This is a genomic window from Streptomyces sp. NBC_00080 (assembly GCF_045041255.1).
Classification (GTDB): Bacteria; Actinomycetota; Actinomycetes; order Streptomycetales; family Streptomycetaceae; genus Streptomyces; species Streptomyces coriariae.
In genome coordinates, this window is record NZ_CP108235.1 from 1426921 (window position 1) to 1441823 (window position 14903).

Consider the following 14903-nt stretch of genomic DNA (forward strand, 5'->3'; position numbering starts at 1 on the left):
CTCGTCCATCCCATGGCGCGCGCTCAGCTCGCGCACATGCTCCTCATGGTGAACGGAGAGAGGGTCGAGCCATGTCTGGCGTCCCCGGTACCCGTACAGGCACGGTTCGCGTGCTGATAGTCGACGACGAGCCCGAGCTCACCGAGCTGCTGTCGGCCGCCGTGACCGAGGCGGGGTGGCGGTCCTTCGCGGCGGCCGACGGACGCAGCGCGCTGCGCATCGCGCGCGACTGCGCCCCGCACGTCGTCGTCCTCGACGGCATGCTGCCCGACGTCGACGGGGTCGAGGTACTGCGCAGGCTGCGCAGCGAGAACACCCGGCTGCCCGTGCTGATGCTCACCGCACGGGATGCCCTGGAGCACCGCATCGACGGGCTGTCGGCCGGCGCGGACGACTATGTGACCAAGCCGTTCTCCCTGGAAGAGGTCGTGTTGCGGCTGCGCGGTCTGCTGCGCAGGTCCGGCCCCGGCGACAGCGCCGACCAGGGTCCCGTGCGGGTGCTGGGCGATCTCGTGCTGGCCGAGAGCACCCGCGAGGTGCGGCGCGGCGGAGTGCCGGTCCCGCTGACCACCAAGGAGTTCGACCTCCTCCGGTTCCTCATGAGCCACCCGCACCAGGTGCTCAGCAAGGCCCAGATCCTCGACCACGTCTGGAACGCCTCCTTCGACGGCGAGGGGAACCTGGTCGAGGTCTACATCTACGGACTGCGCGCCAAGATCGACAAAGGGCGGACGCCGATGATCCGTACCGTGCGCGGCGCGGGGTACGCGATCAGAGCCGCGGACGAAGGGGCATGACGGTCCTGTCGGGCCGGCGGCGCGGGGCGAGCCCGTCCGGCACCGGTCTGGGCCAGCGGTCCCTGCGGGTGCGCCTCGTGCTCTTCGTCTCCGTGACCCTGGTCGCCGTGTGCGCGGTCATGGCGCTCAGCACCGTCCTCGTCCAACGCGTCTATCTGCTCGGGGACCTGGACCAGCGTGTCACCGACGCCGCCGAGCGCAGCCAGGGCGGATTGCAGCGCCGTACGGGCGGTGCGACGGATCTGGGGTTCCTCAACGAACGCGGGCAGCCGGCCGGCACCCTGGCGGCCCGGTTCGCCGACGGGGAGATCATCGCCGCCGAGGTGGTGACCGAGGAGGGCCGTCAGCGGGTCCTCACCGCCGCTCAGCGTGCCGCCCTGCAGGGGATCACCGCGGACGGGTCGCTGCACACCCGCGACCTTCCCGGTCTCGGCACGTACCGGGTGACCGCGCTCGGCGGCGACGGGGTGCCCGTCCTGGCCGGGCTCCCGATGACCGACGTGCAGCGCGTGATCGACCGTCTCGTCGTCGTCGAGGCGGCGATCGCCGCCGTCGGACCGGCCACCGCGGCCTGCGCCTCCGCCGTCGTCATACGCCGGCAGCTGCGCCCGCTGGGCCGGGTCGCGGCCACCGCCGCCGAGGTCGCCCGGGTGCCGCTGGACCGGGGCGAGGTCGCCGTCCTCGCCCGTGTCGCCGCGCGGGACACCGACCCCGGCACCGAGGCCGGGCAGGTCGGCGTCGTGCTCAACCAGCTGATCGACCACGTGGAGTCCTCGCTCGCCGAACGTCGGCGCACCGAGGAACGCATGCGCCGGTTCCTCGCCGACGCCAGTCATGAACTGCGCACACCGCTCGCCTCGATCGCGGGGTACGCCGAGTACATGAACGGCGGCAACCGGACGATCGCGCCGGAGCTGGCCTGGCGTCGCGTCTGCGCCCAGTCGGCCCGGATGACCGGTCTGGTGGAGGATCTGCTGCTGCTCGCCCGCCTCGACGAGGGGCGGCCGCTCCGGCGGACCGAGGTGAACCTCGCGACGCTGGTGGCGGAGGCCGTCTGGGACGCGCAGGCCGCGGGAGGCGAGCACGACTGGCAGCTCGCGCTGCGCCTCGACGGGCCGGTGACGGTCGTCGCCGACCCGTCCCGGCTCCATCAAGTGGTGGCCAACCTGTTGGCCAACGCCCGTGTGCACACGCCGGCCGGCACCAAGGTCACCGTCGTCGTGGAGTCGCTGGAGACCGCCCGATGCGTGATTCGTGTACGGGACGACGGTCCGGGCATCCCGCCCGGCCTGCTCCCCTCGATCTTCGAGCGGTTCACCCGGGCCGACGGCTCCCGCTCCCGCATGCCCGGCGAAGGGGGCGGCACGGGCCTGGGCCTGGCCATCGCGGCGGCCCTCACGGAGGCACACGGCGGCCGGATCGACGTGGAGAGCGAACCGGGGCGAACCGAGTTCTCGGTGACGCTTCCGACGGCCGGCCGCTCCGCCGCCCCGTCCTCCCCGCAACTCTAAGGACCCTCACAGAACCGCAGTTCGGACCGGGTGCGCAGGCCCCGCGCGCACCGATTGCGACGGCCGCCCGGTCACCGCTTCAGGCCTGCCTCAGCCGGCTCCCCCAGAGTGATCACCCGGCGGCCGTCCAGCGGGGACGTGCCCCTGACGAAGGGAAGCAGCGACGATGACCGAGCTCGACTCCGGTGAACCGACGGCCCACGAGACCCAGTCCGAAGCCGGCCGCCGTGCTCACGCGAGCCGCCGCAACTTCATGCGCAAGGTCTTCTTCGCCAGCGGTGCCACGGCCGTCGCGACCATGGGCGGGGCCGGCGCCTGGGCGGCGCTGGCCGACGCCACCACCACCACCGCCGCCGCCGATCCGAGCGCGGTGCCGAGCGGCGCGCCCAGCGGGGGTCCGGGCGGCGGCGCCGGAGGCCCCGGCAACCAGTCGATCACCGAGGACTTCTTCGGCCTCACCACCGACGGCACGCGGGTCGACGACCTGTTCACGATCCACTCCACGGGCGTGAGGACCGCCCCGGTGGTCGCCGCCGCGAACGCCTTCCTGGCCGGGCTCAGCGACACCCAGAAGACCTCGACGCAGTTCACGGTCCGCTCGACCGAGTGGCGGCTGTGGAGCAACGTCGACTCCTACGCCCGCCAGGGCGTGTCCCTCGCCGACCTGAGCGACGACCAGAAGGCCCTGGGCACGGCTCTGTTGAAGTCGGCGCTCAGCGCCGACGGCCTGGAGACCACCGAGAAGATCCGGAAGATCAACCAGGCGGCCGGCGAGGCCATCGGCAACACCAACTCCTTCAACGAGGACGCCTACTACTGGACCGTGATGGGCACCCCGTCGGCGACCGAGCCCTGGGGCTTCCAGTTCGACGGCCACCACCTGGTCATCAACTACTTCGTCCTCGGCGACCAGGTCGTGATGAGCCCCTGCTTCTGGGGTTCGGAGCCGACCTCGATGGAGATCGACGGCGAGACGGTGACGGTCTGCCACGAGGAGGTCGTCGCCGGCCTCGCCTTCATCAACTCCCTGAGCGCGGCGCAGCAGGCGGTCGCCATCGAGTCTTCCACCAAGTCCAACGAGTCGATGAAGGCGGGCGCGTTCTGCGACAACGCGGTCCAGGAGTACACCGGCATCCGCGGCAACGCCCTGACCGCCGCCCAGAAGACCAAGCTCCTCGGCATCGTGCAGGCCTTCACCGGGCGGGCCAAGGCCGATGTGGCGAAGGTGACGCTGGCCGAGGTCCGCAAGCACGTCGACGACACCTACGTCACCTGGGCCGGCGGCACCGGCGACGACGACGCCTTCTACGTCCGCGTCCACAGCCCCGTCGTCTGGATCGAGGTCGACTGCCAGGCCCCGGGACCCCTCGCGGGCGCGTACGGCGCCAGCCAGGGCAGCGGCGCCACCCAGAAGCACGTCCACTCCGTCGTGCGTACCCCCAACGGCAACGACTACGGCAAGGAGCTCCTCAGGCAGCACTACCTGACGTCGCCGCACCACCGGTGAGGTCGTACCGGTGAGCCACCGGGCCGGGGCCCCGTCGTCCCGGCCCGGTCCACCGGCTCAGGCCCAGGCGGTCGCCGCCACGAAGGAGCTGTCCTGGCGGAACAGGTCGGTGCCGTCGGGTTGTTCCACCCGGAGCTGGTAGTTGTAGTGGCGCAGGTAGTAGCCGGGGTAGTTGTACGACTCGAAGCGGACCGAACCGCTCGCCGAGCCCGTCCGGGCGATGAAGGTGGCGTCCTTCGCGAAGGACGCCGTGCCGTCGTTGGCGTCGAAGCGGCCCCGGAAGGAGTAGTGGCGCAGGTAGTTTCCGGCGGCGTCGCGGAACGAGTAGGCGTTCGCGTCGGCGAGGCCCGCCACCACGGTGAAGGTGGACGCCTGCTTCTCGGCGGTGGTGCTGGAGCTGGTCACCACGGGCAGGTTGAGCAGCGCGGACTGCTCCTGCCAGTACCGGGTGGTGTAGTTGCCGGACCGGAAGGAGCGGGTGGCGTTCTTCGTGAGGGCGGGGCCACCGGTCACCGTCTCCTTGATGACCGTGAAGTGGCGTGCCGTACCGGAGATGCCGGGCAGCGCCTTGGGCGCGCTCCAGGTGGCGAACGAGTCGTAGCTGTCGCTGTAGTAGTAGTTGCCGTCGCCGTAGCCGTCGAAGAAGATCCGCCAGGCGCCGTTGTCGAGCTGGATGACGGACGGGCCCTCGCGGTAGCTGCCCCAGCCCGCCCAGTCGCCGGTCCTGGTGATCGTGTAGGGACCGGCCAGACTCGACGCCGTGCCGTACTCGATGTACTTCGCCGTCTCGTTCTTCGTGAACGCGTGGTAGGTCGAGCCGACCTTCACGATGTAGGTGTCGATGTGGTTCGGCCCGATGCCGGACAGGGCGACCGGTGAAGTCCAGGCGGTGAGCGCGGAGTTGGTGGCCTTCAGCAGATAAGGGGTGAAGATCCACTCGTCGCTGGTCACGGAGCAGGACACGATGACGTTGACGCTGCCGTCGCTGTCGACGAACCACTCCGGCGCCCAGGCGCGGGAGAGGTTGACGATCGGGACCGTGTAGTCGTACAGGAACGTCCAGTTGACCCGGTCGGAGCTGCGGGCGAAGCCGATGGTGGTGCTGGCGTCCTGCCAGGTGTGGGTCGTGTAGGTGACGTAGTAGTAGCCGTTGGTGTGCTTGAAGACGCTCGCGTCGCGGATGCGGTTGCTCGGCGGGGTGTAGGCGGAGGACTGCAGCAGCCGGAAGTCGGTGGCGTCGTCGGACTGGTACACGTTCACCGTTCCGTCGTTGCTGTTGAGGAACGGCACGATCGTGTAGCGGGTGGCCGAACCGGCGGCCGGTGCGGCGGCCAGGGCCGTGCCGAGCAGGCCGGGCGCCTCGCCGAGCACGAGTGCCGTGGCGGGCAGGACGGCCATCGCGCGCAGCAGGGCACGGCGGGACGGGGCGGGGGGACGGGGCGTCATGGCGGCTCTCCTACGGCTCAAGGCACGTCCAGCGGTTCGATATTCCGAACAAAGTTCGGAAAGTCGATCAGAAGGTAGGGGTGAGGCAGGAACACGTCAATCCTTTGCGCAGGAACGGACGATGCCTGTGGGACGTCTGTGGCGGGACGGCCGCCGCCCTTGTGGCGGACGGGCAAACCCCTTCCGCCCGCGTGCCGTTCCACCGCCGGGCCGCCAGACGTTACCGTGCGGTAGACATCGTCGTCCCGGAGGTGCCCGCATGACGCCCGACCGTGCCGCAGGCCTGACCGCCACCGCCCGCGCGCTGGCCGAGGGCGAGGTGTCCTCCCGCACGCTCGTCGAGCACACCCTCGCCCGGATCGAGGCGAGCCAGGGCACCCTCAACGCCTTCCGGATCGTCCGGGCCGAGGCCGCGCTCGCCGAAGCCGACGCGGCCGACCGGGAGTTGGCGGCCGGGGGCCGACGGCCGCTGCTCGGCGTCCCCGTCGCCGTCAAGGACGACATGGACGTGGCGGGCGAGCCGACCGCCTTCGGCTGCCAGGGCGTGCACGCCGCGGTCACCGAGGACGGCGAGGCGGTCCGCCGGCTGCGCGCGGCCGGGGCCGTGATCGTCGGGAAGACCAACACCTGCGAGCTGGGCCAGTGGCCGTTCACCGAGGGCCCGGCCTTCGGCGCGACCCGTAACCCGTGGAGCACCGAGCACACCCCGGGCGGCTCCTCCGGCGGTTCGGCGGCCGCGGTGGCGGCGGGTCTGGTGCCGGCCGCGCTCGGCTCGGACGGGGCCGGCTCGGTCCGCATCCCCGCCTCCTGGACCCATCTGGTCGGCATCAAGCCGCAGCGCGGCCGGGTCTCGACCTGGCCACGCGGCGAGTCCTTCCACGGCATCACGGTCAACGGCACGCTGGGCCGTACGGTCGCGGACGCGGCGCTGCTGCTCGACGCGGCGAGCGGCAACCACGCGCACGACCCGCACCGGCCGCCCGCCGTCGACGCCTCGGCGGCGGTGCGGTGCGACCCCGGCCGGCTGCGGATCGCGCTGTCGCTGAAGCCCCCGTTCACCGCCGTACCCGCCCGGCTGCGACCCGAGGTGCGCGCCCGCGTCCTCGAAGTCGCCGAGCGGCTGGCGGGCCTCGGGCACACCGTCGAGGAGGCCGATCCGCCGTACGGGCAGATCGGCCTCACCTTCGTGCCCAGGGCGACCGCGGGCATCGCCGAGCGGGTCGCCGAGGCCCCGTTCCCCGAGCTTCTCGACCGGCGCACCCGGGGCGCCGCCCGGCTGGGCCGGCTGCTGGGCGGGGTCCCGCTGCGGGCGGCCCGGCGGGCCGAGGCCGTGCTGCACCGCCGTATCGGCGGCTTCTTCGAGAAGTACGACGTGATCCTCGCGCCGACGACGGCCGCTCCGCCGCCCCGCATCGGGGCCATGCTGCACCTGAGCGGCTTCGCCACCGACCGCGCGATGATCGCCGCCTGCCCCTACGCCTGGCCGTGGAACGTGCTGGGCTGGCCCGGCGTCAACGTCCCCGCGGGCTTCGCGCCCGGCGGGCTGCCGGTCGGGGCACAGCTGCTCGGCCCGGCGAACAGCGAGCCGCTGCTGATCTCGCTCGCCGCCCAACTGGAGGCGGAGCTGCGCTGGCACGAGCACTGGCCGCGGGAAGCGGTCGCGGACTCGCCGGCCGGATGAGCGGGTTCCGCCCGTACCCTGTGACCATGGACGATGCGTCGATGGTCGGGCTCATGGGGCGGGTCACCGGGACGATCGGGCCCGGACTCGTCGGCGAGGTGATCGTCCGGGTGCGCGGCGGGGCCGAACACTTCCTCGCGCACCCGGCGGACGGCACGGGCCGCATCGAGTCCGGCACGGTGGTGATGGTGGTGGAGCACCTACCGCCCAGGACGGTCTACGTCACCCGGGCGTACGACAGTTGAGCCCGTCCCGGCGCAGGTGAGAGCGGTTCTGTACGTCTTCGGGAACGTAAGCGTCAAGATTGCAACAAGGATTCGCCGACGTCTTCAACCCTGACCCGGGCAGGCGCAGACTCCCTTCGTTCGGTGCCGAAAGGGCACCATCAAAAGGGGGCGTATGCCGATGGTTGTCGGCGTCGTTGCGGGGGTGGCGGTTGTCGCCGTCCTCGGTCTGATCGGTCTGTTCAAGATGATGTGGCGCGTCGCTGAACCCAACGAGGCACTCGTCATCTCCGGCTCCAACCACCGCACGGAGGGCCTCGAGGCGGGCATGGGTTTCCGCATCGTCACGGGGCGCGGGACGATGGTGATGCCCGGGGTGCAGGTGGTGCGCAAGCTGTCGCTCGACCTGAACGAGACCGAACTGCACGTGGACTGCGTGACGCACCAGGGCATCCCGCTCAAGGTGCGGGGCGTGGTCATCTTCAAGGTCGGCGACGACTTCGTGTCGATCGCCAACGCGGCCCGGCGTTTCCTCGACCAGCAGAAGCTGATGTCGGAGCGGGTGCACAACGTCTTCGCCGGTCATCTGCGGTCCATCGTGGGCGGGTTGACGGTCGAGGACATGATCCGCGACCGGGAGAAGCTCACCGGGCAGACCCGTGCCGCCTGCGGTACCGAGATGGAGAAACTGGGCCTGATCGTGGACTCGCTGCAGATCCACGAGATCGAGGACCCGACCGGCTACATCAAGAACATGGCGATGCCGCACGCGGCGGCCGTACAGCGGGACGCGCGGATCGCGCAGGCGGAGGCGAACCGTCTCGCCACGGAGGCGGAGCAGGCCTCGTTCGCCCGGATGGCGGAGGCCACCCGGGACAGCGAGATCCTCCAGGCCGGCTACCAGGCCGAGCGCGACAAGGCGGGCGCGCGGGCCCGTCAGGCGGGACCCCTCGCGGACGCGGCCTCCCGGCAGGAGGTCGTCGTCCAGGAGACACGGGTCGCCGAACTCGAGGCGCAGCGGCGCGAGCAGCAGCTCCAGGCGGACGTCCGCAAGCCCGCGGACGCGCAGGCCTACGAGAAGCGCACGCTGGCCGAGGCGGAGCGCGACGCGCGGATCTCGGCGGCGCAGGCCAAGGCGAAGGAGACGGAACTCGCGGCCGCCGCCGAGGCGACCCGGGTCAAGGCCGCCGCCGGCGCCGAGGCCGAGGCGACCAGGACCCGGGGCGAGGCCAGTGCGGCCGCCACCCGGGCCACCGGTGAGGCCGAGGCGGCCTCCGCGCAGGCCAGGGGTCTGGCTGCGGCCGAGGCGGCGAAGGCGCAGGGCCTCGCGGAGGCGGAGGCCATCAAGGCGCGGGCCGCCGCGCTGGCCGAGAACCAGGAGGCGGTCGTCGCCCAGCAACTCGCCGAGAACTGGCCGGAGATCGTGAAGGCGGGCGCGTCCGCCTTCGGCAACGTGGACAACATGGTGCTGCTCAACGGCGCCGACGGTATGGCGGACGTGTTCGCCAAGGCGCTCACCATGGGCGGGACGGGACTCGGTCTGGCCCGTCAGCTGCTCGCCTCGATGAACCAGAACGGGCATGCCGAGAACGGGACTTCGCCGCTCAACGGCGTAGCGAGCCCGCCTGCGCAGCGGGTGCCGGTCGAGGAGAAGTGACCCGCTGACAAACCTGGTCACGGGGGCAACCCTTAGGGTGCCCCCGTGACCGCGTTTACCGATGAAGACGTCCCGGGCCGCTCCGGCCCCTCCGCCACCACCGAGGCCGACCCCCGCGAGGTGGGCCGGGTGCGCACCGAGTACTCCCCCGCGTACGACGGCGACCCGGACCCCGGCGAGATCGTGTGGACCTGGGTGCCCTTCGAGGAGAACGACGGCCGGGGCAAGGACCGCCCGGTGCTCGTCGTCGCCCGGGAGGCGGGCGGGACCTTCCTCGCCGTACAGCTGTCGAGCAAGCGGCACGACGGCGACCGCGAGTGGGTGCCGATCGGCAGCGGGCCCTGGGACCGGTCCGGGCGGGACTCCTGGGTGGACGTCGACCGCGTCCTGCGTCTGTACGAGGACGGCATGCGCCGTGAGGCCTGTGCGCTGGACCGGATGCGGTTCAACCTGGTCCGGCACCGCCTGCACGAGCGCTACGGCTGGACCTGAGGGCTCTTCCGGCCGAACACCCGCTCGAAAGCGGCCAGCACCACGCTTCCCGGCGTCCGGTCCAGCACCCCGAACACCACATGCTCGAACGTCCGCTCGAACCGCCCACCGGGTCCGAGCAGCGCCCGGAACGCCCCCGCCACCTGCGCGGGGTCGTTGCGGAACACCCCGCAGCCCCACGCGCCCAGCACCAGGCGCCGGTAGCCGTGCGCGGCGGCCGTCTCCAGGACCCGCCCGGCACGGACGGCCAGCACGCCCGGCAACTCGGGCGCGCGCTCCGGGACGGTCCGCAGCACCACGCCCGCGTTCGGGGCGGCGGCCGTCAGAAAGCCGACGCCGTAGGGCTCGTCGAGCAGACGGCCCCGGTCGTCGCGGAAGACGGGCACGGCCGGTGAGTGGATGACACGGTTCGTGTAGAACGGGTCGCGGTGGGCGCGGTGGTGGTCGTAGAACTCCCGGGCCTCGAGCAGGCAGGTGTACAGCGCGGAGGCCCGGCACAGGGCCTCCTCCTGTGCCTGGGCCCCGTTGAGGTAACCGCCGCCGGGATTGCGGGCCGAGGCGAAGTTCAGCACGGCGACCGGACCGCCGCCGACCAGCCGGCGGGCCGCCTCCAGGCTGCTCTCGCCGGTGACCTCGACGAACATGTCGCCGAAGGATCGCGCCGCGGAGTCCACGGCCGGCCCCTCCGGCACCTCGACCGGTCCCGGTCCCGCCATCCGCGTCCCCGCCCGGGCGGCGTCGATCGCCGCCGAGAGGGACACCTCGCGCCCGTCGGACGCGCCGTAGCGACCCGCCGCGACGATCTCCTCCGTCTCCCGCGCGATGCCGCGCAGCCGCGCGCTCATGGCGCCACCCCCGTGGACTCCATGGCCGCGCGCCGCGCGGTCTCCCGCGCCCCGCCCGTCTCCCCCGTCGTGCTCATACACGCATCGTGAGCGATCCTGGACATCGCGTGCAACAGGGTTTTCCGGGCCGGGAAACGCCCCGCGGACCGGTCGGGAACGCCCGGAAAACAGCTCGAACTCGGTCCCGAATGTACGGTTGTGTACCCTTGTGCGGATCCGTTCGAGGGTTTTGGGTGGGACGAGCGATGCCTGTCCGGCCGCACCGAGGCCGGACCGGTGGCATGGTGGAATCTCAGGAGGATCCCGACATGTCCGACTCAGTCAGCGACTGTACCGACGAGACCCCGACCCGCAGCGCCCTCACCGAAGCCGAGGTGGAGGCCCTGGTCAGGGGCATCTGTTTCAAGACCGGACCACCCCGCACCGTCGGGGTCGAGGTGGAATGGCTCGTTCACGAGCTGCGCGAACCGCGGCTCCCCGTCACACCCGAACGGCTCGAAGCGGCCTACGCCGCACTGCGCACCCTGCCGTTGAGCTCACCGCTCACCGTCGAACCCGGCGGCCAGCTGGAACTGAGCTCGCCGCCCGCCGCCTCCCTGATGGAGTGCGTGGGCATCGTCTCCGCCGATCTGACCGCCGTCCGCGCGGTCCTGGCCGAGCAGGGTCTCGCCCTCTCCGGCCACGGCACGGACCCCTGGCGCACACCCCGCCGGTTCCTCCACGAGCCCCGTTACGACGCCATGGAGGCATGCCTCGACCGCACGGGCCCGGCCGGCCGCGCCATGATGTGCACCTCGGCCTCCGTGCAGGTCTGCCTGGACGCCGGGTACGAGGAGCCCGGCCCCCTGGGGCACGGACGGCGCTGGTCGCTGTCGCACACCCTGGGCGCCGTACTGGTGGCGGCCTTCGCCAACTCCCCGCTGCTCGGCGGCGCGCCCACCGGCTGGCGTTCCACCCGGCAGCTCCTGTGGACGGAGATCGGCGCCGGCCGCGCGGGCGGACCCCCTCTGGACGGCGATCCGCGCGCGGCCTGGGCCCGGCACGTACTGGACGCGCCGGTGATGTGCGTCCGACGCGACAGCGGGCCGTGGGAGGTGCCCGACCGGCTCACCTTCCGGCAGTGGACCCGGACGGGAGCACCGACCCGGGAGGACCTCGACTACCACCTCACGACGCTGTTCCCACCGGTCAGACCGCGCGGCCACCTGGAACTGCGCATGATCGACGCGCAGCCCGGCGACGACGGCTGGATCGTGCCGCTCGCCGTGACGACGGCGCTCTTCGACGACCCGGAGGCCGCCGAGAACGTCTATCGCGCGGTGAAGCCGCTGGCCGAGCGGGCCCAGCCGCTGCCGGCCCCGCACAATCCGCTGTGGATCGACGCGGCCCGGTACGGACTGACCGACCCGGAGCTGCACGAGGTCGCCGTCACCTGCTTCACCACGGCTCTGCGGGCGCTGCCCCGCCTCGGCGCCACCGAGGCGGTGACGGACGCCGTGTCGGACTACCTCGAGCGGTACGTCCTACAGGGCCGCACCCCCGCCGACGACCTGCTCGACCGCCTGCGCGGCACGGACACCCGCGCGTACGGGAAGGACCTCCGCACATGACCGACCCCGCCCTGGACACCGGGCAGGCGCTGGACGCCGTTCCCGACCTCGACGACGGCCCCGGCCCGGACGCGGAGACCCTCCGCACCCGGGTGCTGGCCTCCCTCACCACGGCCCGGGAGCGCACCACGCTCCTGACGAGCTGCGTCGAGGAGCCCGACCTCACCGCCCAGCACTCCCCCCTGATGTCCCCCCTGGTGTGGGACCTCGCGCACATCGGGAACCAGGAGGAGTTGTGGCTGCTGCGCACGGTGGCCGGCCGTGAGGCGATGCGCCCCGAGATCGACGGCCTGTACGACGCCTTCGAGCACTCGCGTGCCGAACGGCCCTCCCTGCCGCTGCTGCCGCCGGACGAGGCCCGCCGGTACGCCGCTGAGGTACGCGGCCGGGTGATGGACGTCCTGGAGTCCGCCGACTTCGGCGGCACCCGGCTGACGGAGGCAGGTTTCGCCTTCGGGATGATCGCGCAGCACGAACAGCAGCACGACGAGACCATGCTGATCACCCATCAGCTCCGGTCCGGCCCGCAGGCCCTCACCGCGCCCGATCCGGACCCGGTGCCGCTGTTCACCGGTCCGGCCGAAGTCCTCGTGCCCGGCGGCCCGTTCACCATGGGCACCTCCGGTGAGCCCTGGGCGCTGGACAACGAACGGCCGGCGCACCGGCGCGAGGTGGCCCCCTTCCACATCGACACCACCCCGGTGACGAACGGCGCCTACCAGGCGTTCATCGAGGACGGCGGCTACGACGACGAGCGCTGGTGGACGAAGGAGGGCTGGGCGCACGTGCTCCGCAGCGGCATCCGCGCCCCGCTGTTCTGGCACCGGGACGGCGGGCAGTGGCTGCGCCGCCGCTTCGGGGTCACCGAGGTCGTACCGCCCGACGAGCCGGTGCTGCACGTGTGCTGGTACGAGGCCGACGCCTACGCCCGCTGGGCCGGACGCCGGCTGCCCACCGAGGCGGAGTGGGAGAAGGCGGCCCGCTTCGACCCGGCGACCGGCGGCTCGATGCGCTACCCGTGGGGCGACGCCGAACCCGCTCCCGAACACGCCAACCTGGGCCAGCGCCATCTGCGGCCGGCCCCGGCGGGCAGCTACCCGGCCGGTGCGTCGCCGCTCGGGGTACGGCAGTTGATCGGCGACGTGTGGGAGTGGACGTCCAGCGACTTCCTTCCCTACCCCGGCTTCCGCATGTTCCCGTACAAGGAGTACTCGGAGGTCTTCTTCGGCCCCGAGTACAAGGTGCTGCGCGGCGGTTCGTTCGCGGTGGACCCGGTGGCCTGCCGGGGCACGTTCCGCAACTGGGACTACCCGATCCGGCGGCAGATCTTCTCCGGGTTCCGCACGGCCCGCTCGGGGGCCGTCTGATGTGCCGTCACCTCGCGTACCTGGGGCACGGGGAGCCGCTCGGGCGGCTCCTCGTGGAGCCCGTGCACAGCCTGTACCGGCAGTCGTGGGCGCCCCGGCGGCAGCGCTACGGAACGGTCAACGCCGATGGTTTCGGGGTGGGTTGGTACGCGGAAGGGGATCCGGTGCCGGCCCGCTACCGTCGGGCCGGACCCATCTGGGCGGACCTGTCCTTCGCCGACCTGGCCCGGGTCGTCCGCAGCCGGGCGCTGCTGGCCGCCGTACGGGACGCGACGCTGGCCGGTGCCGACGCGGAGGCCGCGGCGGCACCGTACGCGGCCGGGACCTGGCTGTTCAGCCACAACGGGGCGGTCGCGGGCTGGCCGGGCTCACTGGCGTCGCTGACCGGTTCGCTGCCCGCCGCGGACCTGCTGTCGATGGAGGCGCGCAACGACTCCGCGTTCGTCTGGGCCCTGGTCCTCGCCCGGCTGCGCGCCGGCGACACGGGGAGCCAGGCGATGGCGGACACGGTGCTCGAGGTCGCCGCGGCGGCTCCCGGCTCCCGCCTCAACCTGCTCCTCACCGACGGGGAGTCCATCACCGCCACCGTCTGGGGCGACACCCTCTGGTACCTGGCGGAGCCCGGCCGGGGCACGGTCGTGGCCTCCGAACCGTACGACGACGATCCGCGCTGGCAGGAGGTCCCCGACCGCACCCTGCTCGCGGCGAGCCGCGCCGACGTCCTGCTCACCCCGCTCAAGGAACCGAGCACCGACACGGCATCCGCACCGACCGAGGAGACCGGCACGTGAGCCCGTTCCGCATCACCCGCACCCTCCCCGAGGACGCCACGGACGCCGCGCTGCGCGCCGATGTCCAGCGCGGCCTCACCGACGCCCCGAAGACGCTGCCGCCGAAGTGGTTCTACGACGCGCACGGCAGTGAGCTGTTCGAGCAGATCACCGAACTGCCCGAGTACTACCCGACGCGCGCCGAGCGCGAGATCCTCGTGGACCGGGCCGGCGAGATCGCCGCGGCCGCCGGTGCCCGCACGCTCGTCGAACTCGGCTCGGGCTCCTCGGAGAAGACCCGCTATCTGATCGACGCGCTGACCGGCCTGGACACCTATGTGCCCGTCGACGTCAGCGAGAGCGCCCTCACCCAGGCCGGGCAGGCCCTGATCGCCGAGCGGCCGGGACTGAACGTGCACGCCCTGATCGCCGACTTCACGGCGGCACTGGCACTGCCCGACACCCCGGGGCCCCGCCTGGTGGCCTTCCTCGGCGGCACGATCGGCAACCTGCTGCCGGCCGAGCGCGCGCTGTTCCTCGCCTCGGTGCGCGCGCTGCTCGCGCCGGGCGACGCGCTGCTGCTGGGCACCGACCTCGTCAAGGACGAGCGGGTGCTCGTGCGGGCGTACGACGACGCGGCCGGTGTGACGGCCGAGTTCAACAAGAACGTGCTGGCCGTGGTCAACCGTGAGCTGGGGGCCGACTTCGACCCCGCGGCCTTCGGCCACGTCGCCCTCTGGGACGCGGACAACGAGTGGATCGAGATGCGGCTGCGCTCGCGTACGGAGCAGACCGTGAAGGTTCCCGCGCTCGACCTGGCCGTCGACTTCGCGGCCGGCGAGGAACTGCGCACCGAGGTGTCGGCGAAGTTCAGGGAGGAGGGAGTGCGCACGGAACTTGCCGCCGCCGACCTGGAGTTGAGTCACTGGTGGACGGACGGCGCGGGCCGCTTCGCGCTGTCGCTGAGCACCGCCCGCTGAGCACCGCCCGCTGAGT

13 protein-coding genes are annotated in these 14903 nt (G+C 72.3%); 11 read left to right on the forward strand and 2 right to left on the reverse strand.

Annotation, left to right across the window (positions count from 1 at the left end; translation table 11 throughout):
• The first annotated feature begins 71 nt into the window (after window positions 1–71).
• From OHU34_RS06350 to OHU34_RS06360, 3 genes are all read left to right on the forward strand, one after another.
• Complete coding sequence (locus OHU34_RS06350; RefSeq protein WP_142267313.1) at window positions 72–797, forward strand: response regulator transcription factor; 726 nt, start codon at window positions 72–74, stop codon at window positions 795–797.
• Entirely contained in the window at window positions 794–2308 is a 1515-nt protein-coding gene (locus OHU34_RS06355) for a sensor histidine kinase (RefSeq protein ID WP_405765268.1), read from the forward strand. Before OHU34_RS06350 ends, OHU34_RS06355 begins: the two co-directional genes overlap by 4 nt.
• Before the next feature lie 166 nt (window positions 2309–2474).
• The gene (locus tag OHU34_RS06360) at window positions 2475–3815 is read left to right on the forward strand and encodes a DUF3500 domain-containing protein (RefSeq protein WP_405765271.1); all 1341 of its coding nucleotides are present in this window, start codon (window positions 2475–2477) and stop codon (window positions 3813–3815) included.
• Window positions 3816–3872: 57 nt separating this feature from the next.
• Here OHU34_RS06360 and OHU34_RS06365 read toward each other — a convergent pair whose 3' ends face one another.
• Complete coding sequence (locus OHU34_RS06365; RefSeq protein ID WP_405765274.1) at window positions 3873–5261, reverse strand: glycoside hydrolase family 43 protein; 1389 nt, start codon at window positions 5259–5261, stop codon at window positions 3873–3875.
• Window positions 5262–5520: 259 nt separating this feature from the next.
• Between OHU34_RS06365 and OHU34_RS06370 the strand changes: the two genes are divergently transcribed.
• The 4 genes from OHU34_RS06370 (at window position 5521) to OHU34_RS06385 (ending at window position 9315) form a co-directional block, all read left to right on the forward strand.
• Complete coding sequence (locus OHU34_RS06370; protein ID WP_230196673.1) at window positions 5521–6942, forward strand: amidase; 1422 nt, start codon at window positions 5521–5523, stop codon at window positions 6940–6942.
• A gap of 26 nt (window positions 6943–6968) precedes the next feature.
• Complete coding sequence (locus OHU34_RS06375; RefSeq protein WP_020127564.1) at window positions 6969–7187, forward strand: hypothetical protein; 219 nt, start codon at window positions 6969–6971, stop codon at window positions 7185–7187.
• A gap of 154 nt (window positions 7188–7341) precedes the next feature.
• Window positions 7342–8823: a flotillin family protein gene (locus tag OHU34_RS06380; RefSeq protein WP_405765277.1), complete on the forward strand. Its 1482-nt coding sequence runs from the start codon at window positions 7342–7344 to the stop codon at window positions 8821–8823.
• A gap of 45 nt (window positions 8824–8868) precedes the next feature.
• Window positions 8869–9315: a type II toxin-antitoxin system PemK/MazF family toxin gene (locus tag OHU34_RS06385; protein ID WP_142267308.1), complete on the forward strand. Its 447-nt coding sequence runs from the start codon at window positions 8869–8871 to the stop codon at window positions 9313–9315.
• Here the strand turns inward: OHU34_RS06385 and OHU34_RS06390 are convergent.
• Entirely contained in the window at window positions 9300–10160 is an 861-nt protein-coding gene (locus tag OHU34_RS06390) for a TIGR02452 family protein (protein ID WP_142267307.1), read from the reverse strand. The genes OHU34_RS06385 and OHU34_RS06390 overlap by 16 nt on opposite strands.
• 308 nt (window positions 10161–10468) lie before the next feature.
• On the opposite strand from OHU34_RS06390, the gene egtA reads away from it, so the two are divergent.
• Genes egtA through egtD form a run of 4 tightly spaced genes read left to right on the forward strand, consistent with a single transcriptional unit; the run spans window position 10469 to window position 14887 of the window.
• On the forward strand, window positions 10469–11770 hold the full coding sequence (egtA, locus tag OHU34_RS06395; protein WP_142267306.1) for an ergothioneine biosynthesis glutamate--cysteine ligase EgtA: 1302 nt from the start codon (window positions 10469–10471) through the stop codon (window positions 11768–11770).
• Window positions 11767–13137, forward strand: a complete 1371-nt coding sequence (egtB, locus tag OHU34_RS06400; RefSeq protein ID WP_142267305.1) for an ergothioneine biosynthesis protein EgtB — start codon at window positions 11767–11769, stop codon at window positions 13135–13137. The genes egtA and egtB overlap by 4 nt, the downstream gene beginning before the upstream one ends.
• The gene (egtC, locus tag OHU34_RS06405) at window positions 13137–13928 is read left to right on the forward strand and encodes an ergothioneine biosynthesis protein EgtC (protein ID WP_142267304.1); all 792 of its coding nucleotides are present in this window, start codon (window positions 13137–13139) and stop codon (window positions 13926–13928) included. Before egtB ends, egtC begins: the two co-directional genes overlap by 1 nt.
• Window positions 13925–14887 carry an L-histidine N(alpha)-methyltransferase gene (gene egtD, locus OHU34_RS06410; protein WP_230196671.1) on the forward strand — a complete coding sequence of 321 codons (963 nt, stop codon included), beginning with the start codon at window positions 13925–13927 and terminating at the stop codon, window positions 14885–14887. Before egtC ends, egtD begins: the two co-directional genes overlap by 4 nt.
• The last annotated feature ends 16 nt before the right edge of the window (window positions 14888–14903 follow it).